Raw genomic sequence first — 24,732 nt, 5'->3', positions numbered from 1 at the left:
GGCATTACGCCTTAGGCGCTTTTTTTATAAACGGCGGTATGATTAGTGATCGTGACCACAACCGCCTTCACCGTGCACGTGGCCGTGCGCAAGCTCTTCTTCGGTTGCTTCGCGCACCTCTAAAATTTCTACATCAAAATTAAGGGTAATACCCGAAAGCGGGTGGTTGCCATCAACTATAACGTCTTCATCTTGAATCTCGATAATCATCACAGATTGATCACCATCATCAGTTGACGCTCTAAATTGCATACCCACTTCAATCTCCATGCCATCAAACATCGACTTAGGCACCGCTTGCATTAGGTTATCGTGACGTTCGCCGTAGCCTTCTTCAGGTTCTACTTTTACATTTAATGTATCACCGGCTTGCTTGCCTTGGAGTGCATTTTCAAGCCCTGGGATTAAGTAGCCTGTGCCAATAATAAAAACCAGTGGCTCGCCATCAAAAGAGTTATCAATGGTATTGCCATCGTTATCCAGTACTGAATAATGCATTTTTACTACTGTGTTTGGTGCAACGATCATAGTCATTCCTATTTATTCATCTTCAAGAGAGTAAGGTAGAGGCAGAATGCTTAGCTCTACCTGAGGGGCGTGCTTTGCACGAAGTACGTGTGTACTTGGTGTATCGTTTGGCAGCACAACAAGGCCAAATATGGTTTGGCTATTTTCGTTATAGCTTTGGGCAATTAGTTTACCAGCGCGGCGCCAGTTTTCGCCCACTTGGGTTTCAAGCTCAGGCTCTTCAAGTAGGCCATCGCTTTTACCTGTAACAATATACATAGCGCGTTTGTTTTTACCTAGGTACTTCATACGGGCAACCGTTTCTTGGCCGGTGTAACAGCCTTTTTTAAAACTAATGCCGTTAATCGCTTGAAGGTTTACCATTTGTGGTACGTATTCGCCAATGGCGTCACTATTTAATTGTGGCTCGCCCGCTTTTATAGCTGCTTCTTGCCATAGTGCGCAGTTATCTAATGTAGACACATCATCTGGCATACTAAATTGGCTATCAACCATTAGTAAAACGCGATTTGGCGCTAACTTAAGGGCTTTACCACTTGGGAAGTCACAGGCCGTTTGGTCATCAGAAAAACGAATATCAAGTTTTTCTAGTACTGGGGTTAAATCGTCACTGATCAACCCGATTAATCTGTTCGTAGAAACATCAATATCTACTTTGGCAAACACAGCGTATTTTTTTAGCTCACTGAGCGACTTCTCTACCTCAGGCTGTGAACCTGCTAAGTAGTAGCTATCTTGGTGAGAAAATAATTTAAATACACCCCACAACTTGCCTTTGGCGCTGCAGTGACCAGCCCATAAATAATTGCTGTTAGATAGTTTATTGAGATCTTGAGTGATTTGTCCGTGAAGATAAGACAATTTATCCGCACCGGTTAGGCTAATAAGTTGGTGAGATAACGGACATGCATAAACGCTCGACATAAAAACCTTCTGTGCAATACAAATGAGTAGACATAATAACGCAGTTATAACCTAGGGTACAGCAACGAAGGCGGGCAGTTTTTTATTATTTGAACACAGATTAATAGCTGCTAATTAGACGGGTATTTGTTAAACTCGGGACAATTAAGTATGAGGTTTAAAATGACTGAAATTCATAGTAAAGCACGTATACGCTGGGCTTGTCGCCGCGGCATGTTAGAGTTAGATGTTTTGTTTATGCCATTTGTAGAGCAGGCGTATGATTCGTTAAATGCACAGCAACAGGCTGTATTTCAGCGTTTGCTAACCCAAGAAGACCCTGATTTATTTGCATGGTTTATGGGCCATGAAGAGTGTAAAGATGCTGAGCTTAATACCATGGTATCGCTAATTTTAGACCGAGTTCGTGTATAGGTTTACAGTAGTAAATAATAAAGCAGAACAGCGGCCTGTGGTGCTGTTTTTCTGCTTATTAAGTGTGGTATTGGGGCTTTATTTAAGCTCTTTTTTTAGCATTGTTGTTTGTATAACTGTAAATGCAATTGCGCTTTGCTGGGTATGGCAAAAAATAGTGGCCATTCACCCTGAAAGTGGCGTTATTATTTTAGAGCCTAAGCAAATACGCTTCGAAAACGAAAGTTTAAAAGTTCAGGGGCAAATAACCCCTAAAACAAAAATATTAAATACCAGTGTGTGGTTACACATTAAAGGTTTTAATAAACGCCAATGGCTTATTATTTCAGCTAATGGCGTAAATAAGCAAAGCTACGCACGTTTAAAGCGCGTAGCATTGATTGCCATTAATGGCGAGGTGGAATCAAAATAGTGGGTGTTGGGTTTTCATTTTGCTCAGGGTAGTCAATCGTATAGTGCAGACCACGGCTTTCTTTACGCTGCATTGCACTTCTAATTATCAGCTCGGCTACTTGTACTAAATTACGAAGCTCCAATAAGTTATTACTTACTCTAAAGTTTGCGTAATAATCATGTATTTCTTGTTGTAATAACTCAACACGGTGCAGTGCTCGTTCTAGGCGTTTAGTTGAGCGCACAATGCCTACATAATCCCACATAAATAACCGCAGTTCGTGCCAGTTATGGGTAATAACAATTTCTTCATCAGAATTACTGACTCGGCTTTCATCCCAACTTGGCAGCGCAAGTGGTGCTGGCGCATGCTCAAGTTTACTTAAAATATCTTTAGCGGCAGCGTGAGCAAATACAATGCACTCTAATAATGAATTGCTCGCCATACGGTTAGCGCCGTGCAAACCTGTGTAGGCGACTTCGCCTACAGCGTATAAGTTATCTAAATCGGTTTTCCCGTTAAAGTCGCTCATTACACCGCCACACGTATAATGCGCGGCAGGAACAACCGGGATGGCTTCTTTGGTTATATCAAGCCCTACACTTAAACACTTTGCGTAAATAGTAGGGAAGTGCTCAATGATAAAGTCTTTATCTTTGTGGCTAATATCTAGGTATACACAATTTGCACCTAAACGCTTCATTTCAAAGTCGATAGCACGGGCTACTATGTCGCGCGGTGCCAGCTCTTCTCTATCGTCAAAGTCTTTCATAAAGCGAGTGCCGTCGGGGCGCTTTAAATACGCTCCTTCACCGCGCATAGCTTCGGTAATTAAGAAGTTTTGTAGCTCAGGATGATAAAGGCTAGTGGGGTGAAATTGGTTAAATTCCATATTGGCTACCCTACAGCCTGCACGCCACGCCATGGCAATACCGTCACCGCTAGATACATCAGGGTTTGAAGTGTACAAATACACCTTGCTTGCCCCCCCTGTTGCGAGCGCTACAAATTTAGCTGAAATAGTTTCTACTTTTTTTGCTTTTTTATTCCACACGTACATGCCATGAATATGCGAACCCGGCTTACCTAAGCTTTTATCACTAATCAAATCGATGGCATTGTATTGCTCGAGCAAGGTAATGTTTTTATGCGCTTTAACTTGGCTAATTAACGTGGTTTGCACGGCCTTACCTGTGGCATCGGCTGCATGTAAAATACGGCGATGGCTGTGTCCGCCTTCGCGGGTTAAATGAAAGCGCTCTTTTCCTTTGCTATCAAACTCCATATCAAAAGGAACGCCTTGCTCAATGAGCCATTGTAAACACTGATGCGCATTACTTGCAGTATAATGCACAGCTTCTCGGTCACATAAACCACCGCCGGCATCAAGGGTATCTTCAACATGTGATTCTATGCTGTCGTTTTTTTTATCAAATACTGCGGCAATCCCGCCTTGTGCATACAGTGTAGAGCCTTCGGTGAGGGCACCTTTACTGATCACAGTAACATTACAATAGTTAGCTAAAGACAATGCAAGAGATAAGCCCGCCGCGCCGCTACCGATAATAGCGACATCAGCAATATGATGTTTATTTTGGTTCATGTCAGAGGTACTTTGCGGTTACAATGCTCAAATTAGAGCAATATTTGTTTTTAATAATGTAGTTGTATCATATTTGTCATATTACTACGTAGTGATTTTAATGGCTTAGCGCCGTTATTTACGACTATTTTATAAAAAAATAATATTAAGCAGAACTTTTTATTCATAAAGAGGTCAGAGTATTTGTGAACAATGGCGACACTATGAATAACCAGCAAGAATCAAACAGAGGAGTACCGGCTCGAATGAGCGAGCAGGAATTAGATTTAGCGCTTGTAAAAAGGGTCCAGCAAGGAGATAAAAACGCCTTCAACCTATTAGTAAAGAAGTATCAGAACAAAATTGCAGGGTTAATTTCACGTTATGTGTCTAACCAAGGCGATATTGCAGATGTAGCACAAGAGGCATTTATTAAGGCCTACCGTGCACTTCCAAACTTTAGAGGTGATAGTGCCTTTTATACGTGGTTATACCGTATTGCCGTTAATTGTGCTAAAAATTATTTAGTAGCTCAGGGCCGTAAACCGCCAGCAAACGATATAGACGCTGAAGATGCCGAGTTTTATGACGGTGCGGATTCGATGCGTTCAAACGCATCGCCTGAAAACTTACTGTTAAGCGACGAAGTACGCGCTGTTATTTTTAATACGATTGATAGTTTGCCTGAAGACCTTAAAACCGCGATTACCCTAAGAGAAATCGAAGGGATGAGCTATGAAGAAATAGCCGTGGTAATGGATTGCCCTGTTGGGACAGTACGTTCGCGTATTTTTAGAGCCCGAGAAGCAATAGATAATAAATTAAACCCATTAATAGGCGAGTCTTAGTATGACAAAAGCACACGTTAACAAGTTGGATAGCGAAACGTTATCAGCATTACTTGACGGCGAACAACACCTTGCAGAGGGTAAAATTTCTGATCAGGATGTTGCTACGTTTGGTCGATATGCGCTAATTGGTGATGCGATGCGTGCTCAAAAAAATAACAACGACATACACATCGATATAAGCGATAACATCGCCTTAGCACTTGAAAGTGAGCCTGTGTATGCCGATTTCACCCAATCGACAGCAAACAAAGCTCCAGATACCGAGCACAGTGAAGCGCAGCAAGATAACAAAGTAGTGGCGTTTAATTGGCGCAAGCCGGTTGCACAACTTGCTATTGCTGCAAGCGTAGCTATGTTTGCCATTGTTGGCGTAAATACCTTGCCGCAAGGTGCGGGCGAGCAAGAAAGCGAAATTCCGCTTTTACAAACTACCCCATTAACAGGTATGGCGTCGCCGGTGAGTTATTCATCAGAACCTGCTCTTGAAAACGCTGAGCAAGGTTTACGCGAATTACAGCAACAACGCATTGGCGCGTTAGTTTTAGAGCATCAACGTCAAGCACGTGTTGCACACTCTTTGCAAACAGCGCAAAATAGTGACAAAGCGCAAGAGGAAAAAAACTAATTAAATGAAAGTAATCACTTTTGTTCTGTCGTTGGTATTAAGCTTTAATGTTTTTGCTAACGACACAAATCCCGCCAAAGATTTATTACTAAACATGGCGAACGCAGTGCATACCCGCAATTTTGACGCCTCTTTTGTGGTGGTAAAGGGTAAAGCCATGGAACCTTACCGTTGGGTGCATGCAAAGCAAGGTGAAACAGAGCTTGAGCATTTAAGTTTACTTAATGGCGCGGGCTTAGAAATGGTGAGAATTAACGACCAAGTAACCTACTTTGAACCGCAATCGCAGCCATATTCTATAAATACAGACTCCATTGCTGGGCCAATACCTGAAGTATTATTTAAAGATATTGAAGCGCTAAGCAGCCAATATGATTTTGTGCTAGGTGGTAAAGGCCGTATTGCAGGGCGAGCGGCGCAACTGGTGAGAATAGAATCAAAAGATGAATACAAATATAACTATTGGATTTGGCTTGATACAGAGTCATCGCTGTTATTAAAAGCCGCTTATGTTAACCACCAAGGTGAAGCATTAGAGCAGCTACAGTTAACCCATATTAGCGTAACAGAGCAACCAGCACCGATGATTTTAGAAGTGCTCAACCGTAATTTTCCAACGCCGTTACCAGGTAACGCACTGGAAGGTGAAAAAAGTAATGCCACAAACTGGCGCATTGGTTGGTTACCTAATGGCTTTAAATTACTAAAATCAGACCGCCATAAACTTGATTTAAACAACGAACTTACTGACTATTATTTATATTCTGACGGGTTTGTTGAAATTTCTGTTTTTGTACAGCGCCCCTTACCAGGTCGCCGCTTAAGCGGATCATTAACTTCTGGCGCAACGACAATTTATGTGCATAATGGCGGAAACTTTGATGTATCCGTTGTTGGTAATGTGCCAAGCCAAACCGCAAAGGCAATTGCTGAGTCAGTGACTCGCGCATTATAAACAATTCGTAAGGGTTGTTATGATTGAACAAACACTTACAGTGGTTGCCCTAGATGGCACCACTGCCCACTTAGAAGCCCAGCAAAAAAAAGCCTGCGAAGGGTGTAATGGTCGCTGTGGCTCGCAAGTCTTTGCCAAACTCTTTGGTAGCGATAAAAAAACCTTTCCATATCAATTTGATACTCCTGTAGAAGTGGGCCAAAAAGTAACGCTCTCATTAGATGATTCGCATCTAGTCAAACATGCTTTTGCTGTATACATGCTGCCTTTATTTTTAGGATTAACGCTTGCATTTATTAGTGCCGAATTACTACTTTTAGCGCAGGGATGGCAAATATTATTCGCCGCTTTGGGCGGTGTAGGTGGTTACTTTTTGGCCAAAAGCAAAGTGAAAACACTCAGGCATGATGTAAAAGTGATAAAAATTCATCCAATTAGCCTTCCTTTAACGCAAATAGATGGTGATTAAGGCCAATTAAATGTAAAATTGCCGTTTTATACCAGAGTAACTTGGAAATACAGGGTAAAAAGGCAATCAAAATTTGATTATCTAAAGCGCATTTAGCCACTTATATAGCACTTATACCCAATAAGTATTTTCAAGTCACTCAGGTGTTCGTACTTAGCCTATTAAAATAGAAGTTTAGAATCCAGTTTATGAAGCATATCCGTAATTTTTCGATCATCGCCCATATTGACCATGGTAAATCGACCCTTTCAGATCGTTTGATCCAGGTTTGTGGTGGCTTAACAGACCGCGAAATGCAAAAGCAAGTGTTAGATTCAATGGACATCGAGCGTGAGCGCGGTATTACCATTAAAGCGCAAAGTGTAACGCTTAACTACACTGCTAACGATGGCGAAACCTACCAACTTAACTTTATCGATACACCAGGGCACGTTGACTTTACTTATGAAGTTTCTCGCTCTTTAGCGGCATGTGAAGGTGCGCTTTTAGTTGTTGATGCCGGACAAGGTGTTGAAGCACAAACGCTGGCAAACTGTTATACCGCCATTGAAATGGATTTAGAGGTAATCCCTGTTTTAAATAAAATAGATTTACCGCAAGCCGATCCGCTTCGTGTAGCAGAAGAAATTGAAGACATTATTGGTATTGATGCCCTAGACGCTGTGCAATGTAGTGCAAAAACTGGTGTTGGTATTGCTGAAGTACTTGAAATGATTGTAAAGGATATTCCACCACCGGTAGGTGAAAAAGATCAACCTTTGCAGGCGCTTATTATTGACTCGTGGTTTGACCCATACCAAGGTGTTGTATCACTAGTGCGTATTAAGCACGGTGAACTACGTGCCGGCGACAAAATAAAAATAATGTCGAACGAGCAAGTACATACAGCTGATCACGTGGGTATTTTTACCCCTAAACAAACCAACACGGGTATTTTACGTACCGGCGAAGTAGGGTTTGTTATTGCCGGTATTAAAGAAATACACGGCGCCCCAGTGGGCGATACGATTACGCATCAAAAAAATGCGGCACCAGTGCGTTTACCAGGCTTTCAAAAAATTAAGCCGCAAGTATATGCAGGTATGTTCCCAATTGCCTCTGATGATTATGAATCGTTCCGCGATGCGCTTAATAAACTAAGCTTAAATGATGCGTCGTTATTTTTTGAACCTGAAAATTCAACAGCACTGGGTTTTGGCTTCCGCTGTGGCTTTTTAGGTATGCTACACATGGAAATTATTCAAGAGCGTTTAGAGCGTGAATACGATATTGATTTAATTACCACGGCACCTACTGTAATCTACGAAGTAGTAACCAAAGAAGGTACGAGTCAAATTGATAACCCGTCTGACTTACCGGCGGTAAATGATATTGTTGAAATACGCGAACCAGTGGTAGAGGCAAACATACTTGTACCGCAAGAGTTTTTAGGTAGCGTTATTACTCTGTGTGTAGAAAAGCGTGGTATGCAAACTAAAATGAGTTATCACGGCAAGCAAGTCGCTGTAACTTATGAACTACCTATGGCTGAAGTGGTTATGGACTTTTTTGATAAATTAAAGTCAACCAGTCGTGGTTTTGCATCGCTTGATTACAACTTTAAGCACTTTCAAACATCAGACATGGTACGTGTTGATATACTTATCAATGGTGAACGTGTTGATGCGCTCGCTATAATTGTTCACCGCGACAGTGCACAATCACGTGGCCGCCAACTTGCTGATGCGTTAAAAGAGCTTATTCCGCGTCAAATGTTTGATATTGCGATTCAAGCTGCAATAGGACAACATGTTATTGCGCGTACCACGGTTAAGCAATTACGTAAAAATGTAATCGCTAAGTGTTACGGTGGTGATGTGAGTCGTAAGAAAAAGCTACTGCAAAAGCAAAAAGATGGTAAAAAACGAATGAAGCAATTGGGTAACGTAGAAGTACCGCAAGAAGCGTTTCTAGCTATTTTGAAAGTTGGTAAATAAAAACAAAGGATTATAGATGGCTGGTTATTTCTCAGTTTTATTGGTGTTATTAACGTTAGGCTCTGGTTTAATATGGTTAATTGACCACCTAATGTATGCGCCAAAAAGGCAAGAGCGTTTGGCGCTTGCCCAAACATCTGCCGGTGGCCAGCTTGATGAAGAAACAGCGGCGTTAATAGCACCTGAGCCGGCAATTACAGAAACTGCAAAGTCGATTTTTCCGATGATTGCAGCTATTACTATTTTTAGGTCGTTTATTTTTGAGCCTTTTCAAATACCGTCAGGTTCAATGATGCCTACCTTGTTGGTGGGCGACTTTATTTTAGTACAAAAGTACTCGTACGGGATTAAAGACCCAGTATGGCGTAGCCAGCTTGTAGATGTAGGCGAGCCTGAACGCGGCGATATTGTTGTTTTTAAATACCCGTTAGATGAGCGAGTAGATTATATAAAACGTGCTATTGGTTTACCAGGCGATAAAATTGTTTATCGTGATAAGCGTTTATATATTCAACCTAATTGTAAAGAAGGCGAGACCCAGCAGGGTGACTTACTTTGTAATGAGTTTAATAAAATTGATTTTAAATTAATTAACGATAATGAGTTTAAACAAGGCCAAATGTCGCTTGCCCGAGTAAATGAAGATTTAACGACACTCAAGCACGACATTTTAATCAACCCACGCGCTCCTGAACGTAAAGGGCGTTACTATCAGCAACCAGGGACTCCTTCGGATGAATGGACTGTACCAGCTGATCATTATTTTATGATGGGTGATAACCGCGACAACAGCCAAGATAGTCGCTTTTGGGGCTTTGTACCAAAAGAAAACTTGGTGGGTAAAGCTGTCTTTATATGGATGAGTTTTGAATTTGAGAATGGCCCAGATGATGTTTTACCAGGATGGGTTCCAACTGGTGTTCGTTTTGAACGCCTAGGTAATATTCAGTAACAATGAAAAAAAATGTAACAGAATTATATAAACGAATTGGCTACGAATTTGCTGATCAAGGTTTACTTGAACAGGCAATGACGCACCGCAGTCATAAAGGTCAGCACAATGAACGCTTAGAGTTTTTAGGCGATTCAATTTTGAGCTTTGTTATTGCCAATGCTTTGTACGACAAATTTCCAAAAGCGCGTGAAGGCGATTTAAGCCGTATGCGCTCTACGCTTGTGCGTGGCCAAACCCTTGCTGAATTTGGGCTAGAGTTTGGTTTAGGTGACTACTTGCGCCTTGGGCCGGGTGAGTTAAAAAGCGGTGGTTTTCGTCGTGAATCAACATTAGCTGATGCTGTAGAAGCCATTATAGGGGCTGTGTTTTTAGACTCAAACATAGACCGCTGTGGCGAGCTAATTTTAGCGTGGTACGAATCTCGACTTGATGCTATTTCACCAGGGCTTAATCAAAAAGATCCTAAGACCCTGCTGCAAGAGTATCTACAAGCGCGTAAGTTATCTTTACCGGGCTACACCGTTGTTGATACCAAAGGTCAAGCGCACAATCAAACGTTCACGGTTGAATGTATAGTTGAAGGTATGGATAGCATTATTTCAGTTGGTAGCTCGCGCCGTAAAGCCGAACAAAAAGCTGCCGAAAAAGCATTGAAGATACTAAAAAATGAATCTTGATACCTTAATACAGCCTCATGAAGGTGATATTGATACGTTTTGTGGCATGGTTGCCATTGTTGGCCGCCCTAATGTAGGTAAATCAACATTGCTTAATGAAATCATTGAGCAAAAAGTAAGTATTACCTCGCGCAAGCCACAAACAACTCGCCACCGTATTATGGGTATTCATACAGAAGGGCAACACCAAGCTGTTTATATTGATACGCCGGGCTTACACGTTGAAGAAAAGCGCGCTATTAACCGCTTAATGAACCGTGCTGCATCGAGTTCAATTGGTGATGTAGAGCTTATTATTTTTGTTGTTGAGGGCACTCACTGGAATGCCGATGACGAAATGGTACTTAATAAAGTATCGCAAAGTGGTAAGCCTGTTTTACTTGTTATTAATAAAATAGACCAAGTAAAAGACCGCGATTTAGTATTACCGCATATGAAGATGCTTGGCGACAAATTTGATTTTGTGGGCATAATGCCGGTATCGGCAACGCAAGGTAAAAACGTTGATTTAATTAAAGCCGAAGTAACTAAACGCTTACCACTGTGCGAATTTTACTTTCCTGATGACTATGTAACCGACCGCTCAATGCGTTTTATGGCGGCAGAAGTTATTCGTGAAAAGCTAATGCGCTTTATGGGTGAAGAGCTGCCGTATTCTGTGACTGTAGAAATTGAGCAGTTTAAATGGCAAGAAAACGGTGTTTGGCATATCAATGGGTTAATTCTTGTTGAGCGTGAAACCCAAAAACGCATGGTAATAGGTAACAAAGGCGAAAAGCTTAAAGTGATTGGCCGTGAAGCCCGTAAAGACCTTGAAGAAATGCTCGATAACAAAGTGTTTTTAGAGCTTTGGGTTAAAGTTAAATCGGGTTGGGCAGATGATGAACGTGCCTTAAGAAGTTTAGGCTATGGCGAAGATTAACCAGCATTTAGCCAACTAATATGGATAGCGACTTCTACACAGCGTACCTATTACATCGGCGTCCTTATAGCGACTCCCAAGTAATGCTCGATATGCTGGTAGAAGGCGTAGGCCAGCTTAGAATGCTAGCCAGAGTGAGTGGTCGCCAGGCCACTAAACACAAAGCACAATTACAGCCTTTTCAGGCACTGCTTGTTCATTACAGTGGCAAGTACGATTTAAAATACATTAATAAATTTGAGCTACATGGTAATCCTTTATATTTAACTAAGGATAAGCTTTACTGTGGCTTTTATTTAAATGAGCTGACTAACCGCATTGTGCCGGTAAACGAGCCACTTGAACAAGTGTTTGAGCTCTACAAAACTCACCTAGAGAACTTAAATAGCGATGTCGATTTACAGTCGGTGCTGCGCTCATACGAATTTCAATTATTAGAGTTGTTGGGTTATGGCGTTGACTTTAGCTTTGATGCCAGTGGTGAGCCAATTGATGAAAGGCAAACGTATAGTTACTTTCCTGAGTTGGGTTTTTTGATGCAACAAGATACGCGCTCAGGGTTTAGCGGCGCGCAGCTCAAAGCGATTGCTAATCATGATTTTAGCCAAAGCGATGTACTCTATATGGCAAAACAATTAAGCCGTTATTTACTAAAACCTTTACTGGGTAATAAACCATTAAAAAGCCGTGAATTATTTATGGCCTCTCAATAAACATATTTTACAGGTAACAAAATGAAAGACATTCTTTTAGGCGTAAACGTTGATCATATTGCAACGCTTCGCCAAGCGCGTGGTACATCATACCCAGACCCAGCACATGCAGCCAGTGTGGCAGAGCACGCCGGTGCAGATGGTATTACTATTCATTTGCGTGAAGACCGTCGCCATATTCAAGACCGCGATGTATACGTAATGGCTAAAACAATTCAAACGCGTATGAATCTTGAAACAGCGGTTACAGATGAAATGATTAACATTGCCCTTGAAGTAAAGCCTGAGTACGTATGTTTAGTACCTGAAAAACGTGAAGAGCTTACGACCGAAGGCGGCCTAGATGTGGCTGGTAATGTAGATAAAATTAAAGCGGCCACTAAAACACTAACTGATGCGGGTATTAAAGTGTCATTATTTATTGACGCCGATAAAGCACAGTTAGATGCAGCTAAAGCGTGTGGTGCACCGTATGTAGAAATTCATACCGGCGCGTATGCAGATGCCACTAATGATGAAGATTTACACAAAGAGCTTGAGCACATACGAGAGGGTGTAAAATACGCGGCGAGCTTAGGCTTAATTGTAAATGCAGGGCATGGCCTTCATTATCATAACGTAAAACCAATTGCTGCAATGCCTGAAATTTATGAGCTTAACATTGGCCACGCTATTATTGCGCGCGCAGCTATTGATGGCCTTGAAAAAGCAGTACGCGACATGAAACGCCTCATGATTGAGGCAAGGTTATAATTTAACCCCATGGTGGCACCATTTCATAGAAATACTTAATTAAGTAAAATGGTATTAAAACCTGTTAAAAGCGCATTTACTGCGCTTTTTTATTACGTGTTTTTTAGCGTTGATGCTCGGTAGCACTTGCATCTGCCATGAGGTTTTCCAGCTCATCCTGAAGCTCAAATAGTTCAGGCTCAACGTTATCTAGCACGCAATCACTTTTAAGTGAGGTTTCTATGGTTTCTGCCAGTGATTTAAGCTTAGGCACACCGGTATAACAGCACGCGCCATGGAATTTGTGGATAACACTTAATACCGTTTGGCAATCGTTTTGCTCAATAGCTTCGTTGAGCTGCGAGAGCGTCTCTGGCACACTTTGTAATAGCATATTGAGCATTTCCAGCGCCAGCTCACCTTTGCCCCCTGCGCGTTGTAGCGCAAGCGACCAATCTAAGCAGTTACTTTCAAATGGAGCTGGGCTTTGTGACGTTACACTTTTAATTTTGTCGCGGCTTACGGGCGATTGCGGACTATGATCGCAAATAATTTGGCTCAGCATATCCTCATCAATAGGCTTAGTTAAATAGCCTTTAAAGCCATCTTTTAATAGCTGCTCTTTTTCACTGTGCAGTGCATGCGCGGTTACCGCAATAATAGGTGTGTCTTCGTTTAAAGAAGACTCCTTAATAAGTTTACACGCGGTAATGCCATCCATAATCGGCATTTGTATGTCCATAAAAATAACATCGTACTTATGGCTTTTACTTAAGCTGTAGGCTTGCGAGCCATTGTAGGCCGTATCTATAAATTCAACTTGCTCTTTTAACAAGGTGCAAATAAGTTTTAAGTTTGCATCGTTGTCATCTACCACCAGTACTTTTAATGGCAATAATGTTTGATCGCTTGGCTCAATATTTAAGGTAGGATGATCAAGGCGATAAGGCGCAGCCAGTACTTCACATAATTTACGATGATTAAGCGGCTTACTTAAACATACATCTGCACCACTACCAATGAAAGACTCTCTCATACTATGAGAAATAGTATTAAGCATTAAATATAAATAATCAGTTGACTCACGTACGCTATTTATATAACCCTTTAAACGTTGCATGTCATCTACCGATGCCATATCACCAATAATACAAATATCGTATTTAAACATTTTATGTTTAATAGCGTCTCGAAATGCACCTTCATTAAAACAAGCGGTTACTACAGTTTCCCACTCGTTTAATACAGAAAGCACTGAGTGATGCGTATGCTCGTGTGGCTCTAAGTATAATATGCGTTTGCCAATGAGCGATTTAGAAGGTAAGTCGTTACTAAAGGTATGATCAGGCAACCTAAACACACCATTAAAGGTAAAACAGGTGCCGCTTCCTGGGGCTGAATTTAGCGTTATTCGGCCATTCATAGCCTCTACAATATGTTTGGTAATAATGAGACCCAAACCAGTGCCGCCAAATTTACGGGTGATGGATGAATCTGCTTGGCCAAATGCAGTGAATAATGCATCTTGCTTATTCATTGGAATACCCACACCGGTATCGGTTACTGATACTAAAATAGAGGCGCGGTCTTCATCTAATAAGCGGTAGCTTATATCAACTTTTATAGAGCCTTTTTCAGTAAACTTAATGGCATTACTTAACAAGTTAATGAGTACTTGTTTAAGGCGAGTGGGGTCACCGGTTAAATCATCAGGCACTTGTGGGTTGATATAAATAGATAGCTCAAGTTGTTTTTCATGCGCCGAGGGAGCTAATAATGTCATAACCTCGTTTACGCTATCGCGTAGTTGAAACTGGATTGATTCAAGCTCCATTGCGCCTGCTTCAAGTTTAGAAAAATCTAAAATATCGCTAATAATCGTCAATAAGCTATTGGCAGAAAGCTCTATGGTATCGAGGTAATCTTTTTGATGTTTATTTAAAGGTGTTTTATACAATTGGCGCGTAAAGCCAATAACCCCATTAAGTGGGGTGCGTAACTCGTGGCTCATTTTAGCTAAAAAGTCGGACTTAACGCGGTTAGCATCTTGTGCCTCTTTTTTGGCCATGGTTAGCTGAATATTTGAGGTTTCGTATTGCTCTAGGGTTTCGCGGTAATCACTCGTTGCCTGATCAATATTTTTCTGCATTTCGTCTTTTTGCATAACCATAGTGTGGGCAATGGTATTAAGCCCTTCACGCAAAAGTTCAAATTCGCCCATCATGGTGTCGTTTAAACCCGTGTCTCTTTTACCTTCAACTAGTTTGTCGGTGGCAAGTACTAACTTATTAAGCGGGTTCATAAACATACGGCTAAGCTTAAGCGCTAAAATAGATGCCAATATTATTGAAAATAAAATAACAATGCCGCTAATTAAAACCGCTCGCTGCTGGCCTATAATCGCTTGGTCTTTATTAAGTTGTAAAATAACGGTGCCAAGCGGGGTTTGAAAATCATTAATATCCCATTTTGATACCGGCGCAGAGTGATTAAAAATTGGGGTGTAGAACGTGATTAACTCTTCTGATTTATTAATTTTTGTTGTGTGAAGATTTTCAATTTGTTCTTTTTGAGTTAGTTCATCAAACGAGCGATGATAGTTGCTGGTCATAATAAGCTGATTGCTGGTATCAAAAATAGCAATCGATTTAATGGTTGGGGAGTGCTTATTGTGTGTGTAACTAATCAGACGGTTGAGCAGCTTTTTATTTTTTTCAAGTAAAGGCTGCTCTAAAGCAATTGCTAAGGGTTCAGATATTGAGCTGCCTTGCTGATATAAAATTTCATCAAGCTCAATGTAACGATTTATTGTAAAATAGCCGCCAAGTAACAAACCAATGATCACTGTGGGGATCAAGGTTAAGGTTAAAACAGAATCACGTAAGCCTAATTTGGTCATAATGGAAGCGTTATTATCATTATTAGTATGGATCGAGTATATACGGTTCATCGGCTATTCTCAAAGCATCTGATTTGCTTATACGTAATACAAAATTTAAGGTAATGCCGCATGGCGCAAATTTTTAAAGCAAAGAAAAAACCACTTAAACAGCAAACACTCACACTTAATATTACGGCCATGGATCATCAAGGGCGGGGCGTTGCCAAACACAATAATAAAGTGTGCTTTGTAAGCGGCGCTTTAATGAATGAAAAAGTAACGGCAAGCCTAATAGAAGATAAAGCCAAGTACAGTAGCGCAAAGCTGGTTAAGGTTATTAATCCAAGCGGTGCGCGCACGCAGCCTTTTTGTCAGCATTATAATCACTGTGGTGGTTGCCAGTTGCAGCACCTAGAAATAAATCAGCAAGTGGTTGAAAAGCAAAATGCAGTGACGCAACTGTTTCAAAAATTTGCCAAATTAAGCGACTTAAATTGGCAAGCGCCTCTTTTAAGTAAGCCCACTCATTACAGACGCAGTGCCCGTATTGCCGTAATGTATGATAAAGCCGCTAAAAAAATGCGAGTTGGGTATCGTGCGCCTAGCTCTAAAAATGTGATTAGTATTGAGCAATGTGATGTGCTTAGTAAGGCATTTACTAACGTATTTAGTATTTTTGAAACGCTTATTAATCAATACAAAGCGCTACACAGTATAAGTCATTTGCAGTTGTGCCAAAACGAGGCTGGGAACTTTATTGTTATTCGCCATACTAAAGCGATACCAGATGAAGCCAAAAGCTACGTACAAGAAGCGGCAAACGCACAGCAGTGGTTAATTACCTGGCAAGACAACAGTGATGTTATAGAGCAGGCTCATTTGCCTACGCCCTATTATTTTTTAGAAAAGTTTAATTTAAAATTCGAATTTGGCCTTGGTAATTTTATTCAAGTAAATGATGAAGTTAACCAAGCTATGTTAGCTCAGTCGGTAAATTGGCTTAACTTGCAAGGAAACGAGCAAGTATTGGATTTATTTTGTGGTGTTGGTAACTTTTCATTAGTGCTAGCCCAGCATGCTAAATCGGTTATTGGCGTAGAAGGGGTTGCATCGGCGGTTGCAATGGCGACGCAAAATGCGCAAACTAACTCTATCACTAATGCGCACTTTCATTGTTTTGATTTAACGCAAAAAATTGAAACAGCACAATGGTTTAATAAGGCGCTAGACGTATTAGTATTAGACCCTTCTCGTACAGGTGCTATGGCTGTTTTAGAGCAACTACCTTTAAAGCAGTTTAAAACCATTTTATATGTCTCTTGCGATCCTGTTACTTTAGCCCGTGACAGTGCAATTATTTCGCAAGCAGGCTTTGAAGTTACTAAAATTGGGCTAATGAATATGTTTCCACATACAGGACACATAGAAACAATGGCGTTATTTCAACGGAGGTAAAGCGTTTTATGGTCGCTACACGTCAATCACATCAGCAGGACGACACAGGTGACTTTGCTACTAGCCTAAAACAGTTAGCGTTATCGCAAGAGAAAATAACGCTACTAAACAAAGCGCAAGCATTGTGTGTTACATGTGACAACCAAGCACGGCAAAACACGGCCATAGAAATGGTCGAGATTTTAGCCGAGCTAAATTTAGATGCAGAATCTCTCGCAACCGCGTATCTCACGCATTACTACTTAAATGACTTAGTAGACCTTGAAACCGTAGAAGCACAACTTGGCAAAAATGTAGCCATGCTTTTAACTGGGGTTGCGCAAATGGCTGCTATTAGTACTTTATCGCACCAAGGTAAAGGCATTATGCAGGTAGATAACATTCGTAAAATGTTACTTACCATGGTTGAAGATGTGCGCGCTGTGGTGATTAAACTTGCTGAGCAAGTGTGCCATTTACGCAATGTAAAAAATGGCGATGAAGAAGAGCGTGTTATTGCCGCTAAAGAAACCGCCGATATTTTTGCCCCGTTAGCAAACAGGTTAGGTATAGGCCAGCTTAAGTGGGAACTAGAAGATTTATCATTTAGGTATTTACACCCCGACACCTATAAAAGCATTGCTAAACAACTTGATGACAAGCGCCTTGCCCGTGAAGCCTATATGGAAGATATGGTTGCGCAAGTAAAAGCTCGCCTAAGCGAAGCCGGTATTGAGGCGCAAGTGTATGGCCGCCCTAAGCACATTTACAGCATTTATAAAAAAATGCAGCAAAAAAACTACGAGTTTGATCAGCTGTTTGATATTAGAGCAATGCGAATTGTTGTAGAGCGCCTGCAAGATTGTTACGGCGCGCTAGGTATTGTGCACACTAATTGGCGCCACCTTAATAAAGAGTTTGACGACTACGTTGCTACACCTAAACAAAATGGCTATCAATCAATTCATACCGTGGTATTTGGCCCTGAAGGGAAAACCGTTGAAATACAAATACGCACCAGCGAAATGCACCAAGATGCAGAGCTAGGCGTAGCCGCGCACTGGATGTATAAAGAAGGCGCTTTACCTGGGCGTGGCTCAGGCTATGAGCAAAAAATTAGCTGGTTGCGCAAATTACTACAATGGCAAGAAGAAGTGGTTGATGGGGGCGATTTAGCCGAAGAGCTTAAAAACCAAGTTGTAGAAGACCGCGTTTATATATTTACCCCAAGCGGTGATATTATCGATTTACCTGTTGGTGCTACACCGCTTGATTTTGCTTACTACATTCACTCAAATGTAGGGCACCGCTGTATAGGGGCTAAAGTATTTGGCAAAATAGTGCCGTTTACACATCAGCTATCAACGGGCGATCAGGTAGAAATTCTCACGCAAAAGCAGCCTAATCCAAGCCGCGATTGGCTAAATCCATCGCTTGGTTACATTAAATCGTCGCGTGCAAGGGCTAAAATCCATCATTGGTTTAAACAGCTCGACCGCGATAAAAACTTAAGCGCCGGTAAAGAGATTCTTGATAACGAACTGCAAAAGCTAGATTTAACCTACAAAGATTTAGACCCAGCCATTAAGCGCTTTAATTTTAAAGAACTAGATGACTTAATGGTTGCCATAGGTGCCGGCGATGTTCGCTTAAACCAAATGCTTAACTTTGTCAGTGATCGTACCGAAGAAGAACCCGTAATTCGTTTTAAAGCGCCAAGTAAAGTAACTGGCGATAAAAACGGCATTGTGGTGGATGGTGTGGGCAGCTTAATGAGCCACGTTGCTAAGTGTTGTCGCCCAGTACCTGGCGATAAAATAATTGGCTATATTACACAAGGCCGTGGCATTGGGGTACACCGAGAAGATTGCGATTCATTTAACAACTTAAAAGAGCTGCACCCAGAGCGTGTAATATCGGTTAGTTGGTCAGATGAAATAAACGGCTCTTATGCGCTAAGTATAAAAATAGAAGCAAGCGATCGCTCAGGTTTAATTCGCGATATTAGCTCTGTACTGGCTAACGAAAAAGTAAATGTGATCAACATGAACGTCAATACCGTTGGGGCCGATCAGTTAGCGGTATTTACTATGCAAATAGAAGTGCATGACCTGTCGGGCACAAACCGGGTTTTGTCAAAGCTGCATCAAATTGAAGGTGTTCACAGTGCCAAGCGAAACCAATAAAATGGCAAACAGTAACGCCCTTGAGCAACTACTCGATATTATGGCGTTGCTTCGCGATCCTACCGACGGTTGCCCGTGGGATCGCAAGCAAAATTTTAAATCGATTGTACCGCACACGCTAGAAGAAGCCTTTGAAGTGGCCGATTGCATAGAGTCGGGTAATTTAAACGAGCTTAAAAATGAGCTGGGTGATTTACTGTTTCAAATCGTTTTTTACGCACAACTTGCTAAAGAGCAGGAGCTATTTGATTTTAACGACGTGGTTAGTGAGCTAAATAGTAAACTTACCCGCCGTCACCCTCATGTTTTTAACACCAAGCAAGCATTAACCGACGAGCAATTAGCAGAGCAATGGCAAGCAATTAAAGCACAAGAGCGTGCAGCAAAAGTACAGCCAAGCAAAGCCTCACTTTGGCAAGATATACCCACCAATATGCCAAGTCTAACTAAAGCTAAAAAAATTCAGCAGCGTGTTGCCGCACTTGGTTTTGATTGGCCAAGCTACCACGGGGCACTTGATAAAGTAAGTGAAGAGGTACTTGAAGTAAAAGAAGCGCTTGAGCACGACCCTTCATCCGATCATACAGCAGAAGAAATAGGCGACTTATTATTTGCCACAGTAAATGTGGCTCGCCATGTTAAACGCGACCCAGAGCAACTACTCAGACAAGCCAACGATAAGTTTTCGGCACGCTTTGAAAAAGTGCAAGGTTATTTAATTGCAAAAGGTAAAAGTTTAGAGCGCGCAACGCTTGAGGAAATGGAAGAAGCATGGGAAGCCATTAAAAAAGCGAAATAAGATTAGCTCAGTACAACCTAATGTTAATCAACGAACATTTTTTGTGCGTCTAAACGCTATTTTTAGCTGGATTGCTCAACGCTGTTTTGGTACAATTTCGCCCCGTCTTGATGATATACCCAGAGTCTCTTTCTCGGGTGTTATATTCCTTTTAATTCCTGATATTCTAGGGTTCGCATGAGTACAAAATTTATCTTCGTTACTGGCGGGGTTGTTTCTTCGTTGGGTAAAGGTATTGCAGCAGCGTCATTGGCAGCTATTTTAGAGGCCCGCGGTTTAGATGTTACCATTTTAAAGCTGGATCCTTACATAAACGTTGACCCAGGCACAATGAGCCCAATTCAACACGGTGAAGTATACGTTACAGAAGACGGCGCCGAAACGGATCTTGATTTAGGTCACTACGAGCGTTTTATTCGCACCAAAATGACCAGCCGCAACAACTTCACACAAGGGCGAGTGTACGAAGATGTACTACGTCGTGAGCGCCGTGGTGAATACTTAGGTGCAACTATTCAGGTTATTCCACACATCACAAATGACATTAAGCAACGTGTATACGACGGTGCTGAAGGTCATGATATTGCGATTGTAGAAATTGGTGGCACAGTAGGTGATATTGAATCACAACCATTTATTGAAGCAATTCGTCAGTTAGGTACAGAAATTGGCCGCGAACGTGCGCTATTTATTCACCTAACGCTAGTGCCATTCTTAGGCCCTGCAGGCGAAGTAAAAACCAAACCAACACAGCACTCGGTTAAAGAGTTACGCTCTGTAGGTATTCAGCCAGATATTCTTATTTGTCGCTCAGACCGTAAATTGCCTAACAATGAACGTGCAAAAATTGCATTGTTCACAAACGTTGAAGAAAAAGCGGTTATTTCGCTTCCTGACGTAGACAGCATTTACAAAATTCCTGCGCTATTAAAATCACAAGAGCTAGATAACTTTGTGTGTCGTCGTTTCCACCTTGACGCACCAGAAGCTGATTTAGTTGAATGGGAACAAGTACTTTATCAAGAGTCTAACCCGACTGGCGAAGTAACGATTGGTATGGTTGGTAAGTACATTGAACTACCAGATGCATACAAATCAGTTAACGAAGCACTAAAACATGCAGGTCTTAAAAACCGTTTAACCATTAATATTGAATACGTTGACTCGCAAGACTTAGAAAGCAAAGGGGTAGAACTGCTTTCTCATCTAGACGCTATTTTAGTACCAGGTGGTTTTGGCGGCCGTGGTGTTGAAGGTAAAATTTTAGCAGCTAAGTATGCCCGTGAAAACAAAGTACCTTACCTAGGCATTTGTTTAGGTATGCAAGTAGCGCTTATTGAATACGCACGTAATGTTGCAGGTTTAACCGACGCTAACTCAACTGAGTTTAATATTCACTCAAAAGCGCCAGTAGTGGGCTTAATTACCGAGTGGTTAGATGCTGAGGGTAACATTGAAATACGTGATGAAAAATCTGATTTAGGTGGCACCATGCGTTTAGGCGCACAAAAATGTCACTTAACGCCGGGTTCTAAGGTGCACGAAGTGTACGGCAATACAGAAATTATTGAACGTCACCGTCATCGCTACGAAGTAAACAACAACTTTGTAGAGCAATTAGAGCAAGCAGGCTTAAGCTTTACCGGTTTATCAGAAGATAAAAAACTAGTAGAGATCATCGAAAATAAAGATCACCCATGGTTTATTGCCGCGCAATTCCACCCGGAATTTACGTCAACACCACGTGATGGTCACCCGTTATTTGAAGGGTTTGTAGCAGCTGCTCATACTCATCAAAAAACGTCTTCGTAATTAAAAAAAGCCGTGCATATTGCACGGCTTTTTTGTCTAAAGGGCTGACTAAAAGATATAAAACGTAGTAAAGTTAGCTGAACTCACCATTTTGGGAATATAGAGGAATCAAGATGTCAGAAATCGTAAAAGTAATTGGTCGCGAAATTATGGACTCGCGTGGTAACCCTACTGTTGAAGCTGATGTATATTTAGCTGATGGTTCTTGGGGCCGCGCTGCCGCTCCTTCAGGTGCATCAACAGGTACTCGCGAAGCACTAGAGCTACGTGATGGTGACAAAGCCCGTTACTTAGGTAAAGGCGTATTAAACGCAGTTGGTTTTATTAACAACGAAATTGCGGATGCGCTAAAAGGCCAAAATGCATTAGAGCAAAGTGCTGTAGATAAAGTAATGCTAGATTTAGATGGCACCGAAAATAAAGAAAAACTAGGTGCAAATGCTATCTTAGCGGTATCACTAGCAACTGCAAAAGCCGCTGCACAATTTAAAAAAGTTGAGCTTTACGAGCACATCGCAGACTTAAACGGTACACCAGGTGTTTACTCAATGCCGTTACCTATGATGAACATCATCAACGGTGGTGAGCACGCCGATAACTCTGTAGATATTCAAGAATTTATGATCCAACCTGTTGGCGCTGAAAACTTCCGCGAAGGCCTACGTATGGGCGCTGAAGTATTCCACAGCCTTGCTAAAGTATTAAAAGCAGACGGCCACTCTACAGCGGTAGGTGATGAAGGTGGTTTTGCACCAAACCTTGCATCAAACGAAGCGGCACTTGCAGCTATTAAAACAGCTGTAGCAAACGCAGGTTACGAGCTAGGTAAAGATATTACACTGGCTATGGACTGTGCAGCCTCTGAGTTTTACGACAAAGAAGCAAACATTTACGATCTAAAAGGTGAAGGCAAAAAGTTCACTTCAGAAGAGTTTAACTACTTCTTAAAAGATTTAACTGAGCAATACCCAATTGTATCTATTGAAGATGGCTTAGATGAGTCAGATTGGGATGGCTTTGCGCACCAAACTAAATTAATGGGCGATAAAATCCAATTAGTAGGCGATGATTTATTCGTAACTAACACTAAGATTTTAAAACGCGGTATTGATAACGGTATTGCTAACTCAATCCTAATTAAATTTAATCAAATTGGTTCACTAACTGAAACGTTAGCAGCAATCAAAATGGCTAAAGATGCAGGCTTTACAGTTGTTATTTCGCACCGTTCTGGCGAAACAGAAGATGCAACAATTGCTGATTTAGCAGTGGGTACTGCTGCTGGTCAAATTAAAACAGGTTCATTGAGCCGTTCTGACCGTGTTGCTAAGTACAACCAACTTCTTCGCATTGAAGAAGCGCTAGGTTCTAAAGCACCTTACAACGGTCTTAAAGAAGTTAAAGGTCAGTAATTCTATTTTATATAGAATCTTATTTTTAATTTTAGATAATAAAATCCTCGCTAATGCGGGGATTTTTTATGCCTGATAATTTTTCAAAGAGATGAGAATGCTTTGTAGGCGTTAAGCTTGCTGACGCGCGCACGTAGTGCGAAACAGGATTTGCTTAACTCATAATATTTTCTGCACAGCTCAGAGCTGAAACTGCTGCTTTAAAATAGCCCCTGTAAAACTGGTTTTTAAATAAAAACCACGCGGTAAGGTTTTTATTGTTTGCCCATTTGGGCCAATAGCATCGGTAACCACTTTGCTATTAGCTGCTTTTGGCCTAATTTGAATGGCATCACCTAAATGGCCCGATATTTCATCAACTCGCCCAAGCGTTATTAACTCCATTTGTTCTTCCCAGTCTCGTTGTAGCAACGCATCTTGCTCAGGCGTAGGCTGCCATAAAAAACCACTGCCTATGGTTCTATCAAAAGGCGCAATATCGCGCTCACTCAATATAGGCAGCCATAAAACATGATTGAGTTTTTTACGCACAGCGCTTGTATGCCACGTCATGCCGGTTACGTTTATAAGGGGGGTAACCGACACAAAAGTGGTTTCTAAGGGTTTTCCTTTATACGAAATAGGCAGTGTTTTTAATTCAATGCCTAAATCTTCAAAATCGGGGAGGGGTTTTGAGCCTGCAGTAGCGCCTAACACGTATTCAATAAGTTGCCCGGTCCAGCCTTTTTCGCGTAATAGGTCGTCAGGGGTTTTAAAGCTGTATTGAGAGGCTAATTGCCCTAATGTTAAACCGGCAATAGCGTTTACGCGTTGCATTAAGTCATTAATTGAATGGGGTTTTGTTGGTCGCATGCTACTCATTTACCTTGAATAATTAACAGCGCCATGATAGCAAAACCCCCGTAAGGTGGATATCTTTGCTTTTGGTTGTTTTTTATACGCACTGTGTTTGGCGTAATTTTGCTCACCCCAAAAAGTCACAGTTTAACTGTAAGTGACTGACTAGCTTTAATATTTTCAATTAACTCATTCAGCTTTAATTAAGTTAGCAAATTCTATATGGGATAAATACAACTATATAAACATGTTTATCCACAGAATCTGTGGAGAAAGCGAGTTTTTAGATCTGCTATTGTGGACTTGTTTGCAAAATAGCCTTGTTTATCAAAAGTTATACACAAGCTGTGAGTAAATAGCACTAAACATAATAATCAAGGCATAGCTTAGCTTTTTTTACTAAAAGTTGCGTCAATTAAGGGTTATTTTATCCTTGTAATTACTCAGTGCTCATTTAAGGTTAAGTCGTTATGCACAGTGTAAATAGTAAACGTGCGATTAGGGCGTGATGACTTTGGGGATAATAGTGTTTGCCGAATTGCAGCTAATGTGGAACAATCATTAAAAATCGACTTACAAATGAGGCACTAAGGTGATTGATGCCGAAGGTTTTCGTGCCAATGTCGGAATTGTAATTTGCAATAATCAGGGGCA

General features: G+C 41.3%; 22 protein-coding genes and 1 pseudogene. 18 read left to right on the top strand and 5 right to left on the bottom strand.

The window, feature by feature from the left end; genetic code table 11:
- Nucleotides 1-42 precede the first annotated feature (42 nt).
- Nucleotides 43-528: an FKBP-type peptidyl-prolyl cis-trans isomerase gene (locus B4F91_RS03710; RefSeq protein ID WP_004586217.1), complete on the bottom strand. Its 486-nt coding sequence runs from the start codon at nucleotides 526-528 to the stop codon at nucleotides 43-45.
- Nucleotides 529-540: 12 nt separating this feature from the next.
- The gene (locus B4F91_RS03705; RefSeq protein WP_286936967.1) at nucleotides 541-1,452 is read right to left on the bottom strand and encodes a YgfZ/GcvT domain-containing protein; all 912 of its coding nucleotides are present in this window, start codon (nucleotides 1,450-1,452) and stop codon (nucleotides 541-543) included.
- A gap of 162 nt (nucleotides 1,453-1,614) precedes the next feature.
- Between B4F91_RS03705 and B4F91_RS03700 the strand changes: the two genes are divergently transcribed.
- Together B4F91_RS03700 and B4F91_RS03695 are read left to right on the top strand one after the other, a co-directional pair.
- Nucleotides 1,615-1,866 (top strand): succinate dehydrogenase assembly factor 2, encoded by a 252-nt coding sequence (locus B4F91_RS03700; RefSeq protein WP_004586219.1) that lies wholly within the window; start codon nucleotides 1,615-1,617, stop codon nucleotides 1,864-1,866.
- On the top strand, nucleotides 1,859-2,278 hold the full coding sequence (locus B4F91_RS03695) for a hypothetical protein (RefSeq protein ID WP_286936966.1): 420 nt from the start codon (nucleotides 1,859-1,861) through the stop codon (nucleotides 2,276-2,278). The genes B4F91_RS03700 and B4F91_RS03695 overlap by 8 nt, the downstream gene beginning before the upstream one ends.
- Here B4F91_RS03695 and nadB read toward each other — a convergent pair.
- Entirely contained in the window at nucleotides 2,253-3,863 is a 1,611-nt protein-coding gene (nadB, locus tag B4F91_RS03690; protein ID WP_024033085.1) for an L-aspartate oxidase, read from the bottom strand. The genes B4F91_RS03695 and nadB overlap by 26 nt on opposite strands.
- A gap of 245 nt (nucleotides 3,864-4,108) precedes the next feature.
- Between nadB and rpoE the strand changes: the two genes are divergently transcribed.
- The 10 genes from rpoE to pdxJ all read left to right on the top strand — a co-directional run bounded on the left by rpoE (nucleotide 4,109) and on the right by pdxJ (nucleotide 12,738).
- Entirely contained in the window at nucleotides 4,109-4,690 is a 582-nt protein-coding gene (gene rpoE, locus B4F91_RS03685) for an RNA polymerase sigma factor RpoE (protein ID WP_004586222.1), read from the top strand.
- Between the two features lies 1 nt (nucleotide 4,691).
- The gene (locus B4F91_RS03680; RefSeq protein ID WP_024033083.1) at nucleotides 4,692-5,318 is read left to right on the top strand and encodes a sigma-E factor negative regulatory protein; all 627 of its coding nucleotides are present in this window, start codon (nucleotides 4,692-4,694) and stop codon (nucleotides 5,316-5,318) included.
- Between the two features lie 4 nt (nucleotides 5,319-5,322).
- Nucleotides 5,323-6,273, top strand: coding sequence for a MucB/RseB C-terminal domain-containing protein (locus B4F91_RS03675; protein WP_054982697.1), 951 nt, complete (start codon nucleotides 5,323-5,325; stop codon nucleotides 6,271-6,273).
- 19 nt (nucleotides 6,274-6,292) lie between these two features.
- Nucleotides 6,293-6,742, top strand: coding sequence for a SoxR reducing system RseC family protein (locus B4F91_RS03670; protein ID WP_004586225.1), 450 nt, complete (start codon nucleotides 6,293-6,295; stop codon nucleotides 6,740-6,742).
- 188 nt (nucleotides 6,743-6,930) lie between these two features.
- Entirely contained in the window at nucleotides 6,931-8,718 is a 1,788-nt protein-coding gene (lepA, locus tag B4F91_RS03665) for a translation elongation factor 4 (RefSeq protein ID WP_029771928.1), read from the top strand.
- A 16-nt stretch (nucleotides 8,719-8,734) separates the two neighbouring features.
- Nucleotides 8,735-9,670: a signal peptidase I gene (gene lepB, locus B4F91_RS03660; RefSeq protein ID WP_004586227.1), complete on the top strand. Its 936-nt coding sequence runs from the start codon at nucleotides 8,735-8,737 to the stop codon at nucleotides 9,668-9,670.
- A 2-nt stretch (nucleotides 9,671-9,672) separates the two neighbouring features.
- The gene (rnc, locus tag B4F91_RS03655) at nucleotides 9,673-10,350 is read left to right on the top strand and encodes a ribonuclease III (protein ID WP_004586228.1); all 678 of its coding nucleotides are present in this window, start codon (nucleotides 9,673-9,675) and stop codon (nucleotides 10,348-10,350) included.
- Nucleotides 10,340-11,272: a GTPase Era gene (gene era / locus B4F91_RS03650; RefSeq protein WP_286938040.1), complete on the top strand. Its 933-nt coding sequence runs from the start codon at nucleotides 10,340-10,342 to the stop codon at nucleotides 11,270-11,272. Before rnc ends, era begins: the two co-directional genes overlap by 11 nt.
- Nucleotides 11,273-11,292: 20 nt before the next feature.
- The gene (gene recO / locus B4F91_RS03645) at nucleotides 11,293-11,985 is read left to right on the top strand and encodes a DNA repair protein RecO (protein ID WP_024033080.1); all 693 of its coding nucleotides are present in this window, start codon (nucleotides 11,293-11,295) and stop codon (nucleotides 11,983-11,985) included.
- Between the two features lie 21 nt (nucleotides 11,986-12,006).
- Entirely contained in the window at nucleotides 12,007-12,738 is a 732-nt protein-coding gene (gene pdxJ / locus B4F91_RS03640; protein ID WP_004586231.1) for a pyridoxine 5'-phosphate synthase, read from the top strand.
- A gap of 103 nt (nucleotides 12,739-12,841) precedes the next feature.
- On the opposite strand, the gene barA is transcribed toward pdxJ, so the two are convergent.
- Complete coding sequence (gene barA, locus B4F91_RS03635) at nucleotides 12,842-15,616, bottom strand: two-component sensor histidine kinase BarA (protein WP_096041284.1); 2,775 nt, start codon at nucleotides 15,614-15,616, stop codon at nucleotides 12,842-12,844.
- 111 nt (nucleotides 15,617-15,727) lie between these two features.
- Between barA and rlmD the strand changes: the two genes are divergently transcribed.
- The 5 genes from rlmD to eno all read left to right on the top strand — a co-directional run bounded on the left by rlmD (nucleotide 15,728) and on the right by eno (nucleotide 23,241).
- Nucleotides 15,728-17,053 carry a 23S rRNA (uracil(1939)-C(5))-methyltransferase RlmD gene (rlmD, locus tag B4F91_RS03630; protein ID WP_288635379.1) on the top strand — a complete coding sequence of 442 codons (1,326 nt, stop codon included), beginning with the start codon at nucleotides 15,728-15,730 and terminating at the stop codon, nucleotides 17,051-17,053.
- An 8-nt stretch (nucleotides 17,054-17,061) separates the two neighbouring features.
- A complete protein-coding gene (gene relA / locus B4F91_RS03625; RefSeq protein WP_286939159.1) occupies nucleotides 17,062-19,218 on the top strand; it encodes a GTP diphosphokinase in 2,157 nt (718 codons plus the stop codon).
- 1 nt (nucleotide 19,219) lies between these two features.
- Nucleotides 19,220-20,017, top strand: a complete 798-nt coding sequence (mazG, locus tag B4F91_RS03620) for a nucleoside triphosphate pyrophosphohydrolase (protein ID WP_138579054.1) — start codon at nucleotides 19,220-19,222, stop codon at nucleotides 20,015-20,017.
- A gap of 177 nt (nucleotides 20,018-20,194) precedes the next feature.
- Nucleotides 20,195-21,829, top strand: coding sequence for a CTP synthase (locus B4F91_RS03615; protein ID WP_004586236.1), 1,635 nt, complete (start codon nucleotides 20,195-20,197; stop codon nucleotides 21,827-21,829).
- A 113-nt stretch (nucleotides 21,830-21,942) separates the two neighbouring features.
- Nucleotides 21,943-23,241, top strand: coding sequence for a phosphopyruvate hydratase (gene eno / locus B4F91_RS03610; protein WP_029771921.1), 1,299 nt, complete (start codon nucleotides 21,943-21,945; stop codon nucleotides 23,239-23,241).
- Nucleotides 23,242-23,421: 180 nt separating this feature from the next.
- Here the strand turns inward: eno and mutH are convergent, their stop codons facing one another.
- A complete protein-coding gene (gene mutH / locus B4F91_RS03605) occupies nucleotides 23,422-24,093 on the bottom strand; it encodes a DNA mismatch repair endonuclease MutH (protein ID WP_286939158.1) in 672 nt (223 codons plus the stop codon).
- A 577-nt stretch (nucleotides 24,094-24,670) separates the two neighbouring features.
- Here mutH and B4F91_RS03600 point away from each other — a divergent pair.
- A pseudogene (locus B4F91_RS03600) lies at nucleotides 24,671-24,732 on the top strand (RNA pyrophosphohydrolase); the annotation flags it as partial.

Source organism: Pseudoalteromonas sp. UBA6610 (genome assembly GCF_002433295.1).
Lineage (GTDB): Bacteria > Pseudomonadota > Gammaproteobacteria > Enterobacterales > Alteromonadaceae > Pseudoalteromonas > Pseudoalteromonas atlantica.
This window is presented reverse-complemented; position numbering and strand designations above follow the sequence as displayed.

Bases quoted from the DNA above. Each gene is read 5' to 3' on its own strand.
- B4F91_RS03710 (WP_004586217.1), bottom strand. From the start codon at position 528: ATGATCGTTGCACCAAACACAGTAGTAAAAATGCATTATTCAGTACTG.
- B4F91_RS03705 (WP_286936967.1), bottom strand. From the start codon at position 1,452: ATGTCGAGCGTTTATGCATGTCCGTTATCTCACCAACTTATTAGCCTA.
- B4F91_RS03700 (WP_004586219.1), top strand. From the start codon at position 1,615: ATGACTGAAATTCATAGTAAAGCACGTATACGCTGGGCTTGTCGCCGC.
- nadB (WP_024033085.1), bottom strand. From the start codon at position 3,863: ATGAACCAAAATAAACATCATATTGCTGATGTCGCTATTATCGGTAGC.
- rpoE (WP_004586222.1), top strand. From the start codon at position 4,109: ATGAGCGAGCAGGAATTAGATTTAGCGCTTGTAAAAAGGGTCCAGCAA.
- B4F91_RS03680 (WP_024033083.1), top strand. From the start codon at position 4,692: ATGACAAAAGCACACGTTAACAAGTTGGATAGCGAAACGTTATCAGCA.
- B4F91_RS03675 (WP_054982697.1), top strand. From the start codon at position 5,323: ATGAAAGTAATCACTTTTGTTCTGTCGTTGGTATTAAGCTTTAATGTT.
- B4F91_RS03670 (WP_004586225.1), top strand. From the start codon at position 6,293: ATGATTGAACAAACACTTACAGTGGTTGCCCTAGATGGCACCACTGCC.
- lepA (WP_029771928.1), top strand. From the start codon at position 6,931: ATGAAGCATATCCGTAATTTTTCGATCATCGCCCATATTGACCATGGT.
- lepB (WP_004586227.1), top strand. From the start codon at position 8,735: ATGGCTGGTTATTTCTCAGTTTTATTGGTGTTATTAACGTTAGGCTCT.
- rnc (WP_004586228.1), top strand. From the start codon at position 9,673: ATGAAAAAAAATGTAACAGAATTATATAAACGAATTGGCTACGAATTT.
- era (WP_286938040.1), top strand. From the start codon at position 10,340: ATGAATCTTGATACCTTAATACAGCCTCATGAAGGTGATATTGATACG.
- recO (WP_024033080.1), top strand. From the start codon at position 11,293: ATGGATAGCGACTTCTACACAGCGTACCTATTACATCGGCGTCCTTAT.
- pdxJ (WP_004586231.1), top strand. From the start codon at position 12,007: ATGAAAGACATTCTTTTAGGCGTAAACGTTGATCATATTGCAACGCTT.
- barA (WP_096041284.1), bottom strand. From the start codon at position 15,616: ATGACCAAATTAGGCTTACGTGATTCTGTTTTAACCTTAACCTTGATC.
- rlmD (WP_288635379.1), top strand. From the start codon at position 15,728: ATGGCGCAAATTTTTAAAGCAAAGAAAAAACCACTTAAACAGCAAACA.
- relA (WP_286939159.1), top strand. From the start codon at position 17,062: ATGGTCGCTACACGTCAATCACATCAGCAGGACGACACAGGTGACTTT.
- mazG (WP_138579054.1), top strand. From the start codon at position 19,220: ATGGCAAACAGTAACGCCCTTGAGCAACTACTCGATATTATGGCGTTG.
- B4F91_RS03615 (WP_004586236.1), top strand. From the start codon at position 20,195: ATGAGTACAAAATTTATCTTCGTTACTGGCGGGGTTGTTTCTTCGTTG.
- eno (WP_029771921.1), top strand. From the start codon at position 21,943: ATGTCAGAAATCGTAAAAGTAATTGGTCGCGAAATTATGGACTCGCGT.
- mutH (WP_286939158.1), bottom strand. From the start codon at position 24,093: ATGCGACCAACAAAACCCCATTCAATTAATGACTTAATGCAACGCGTA.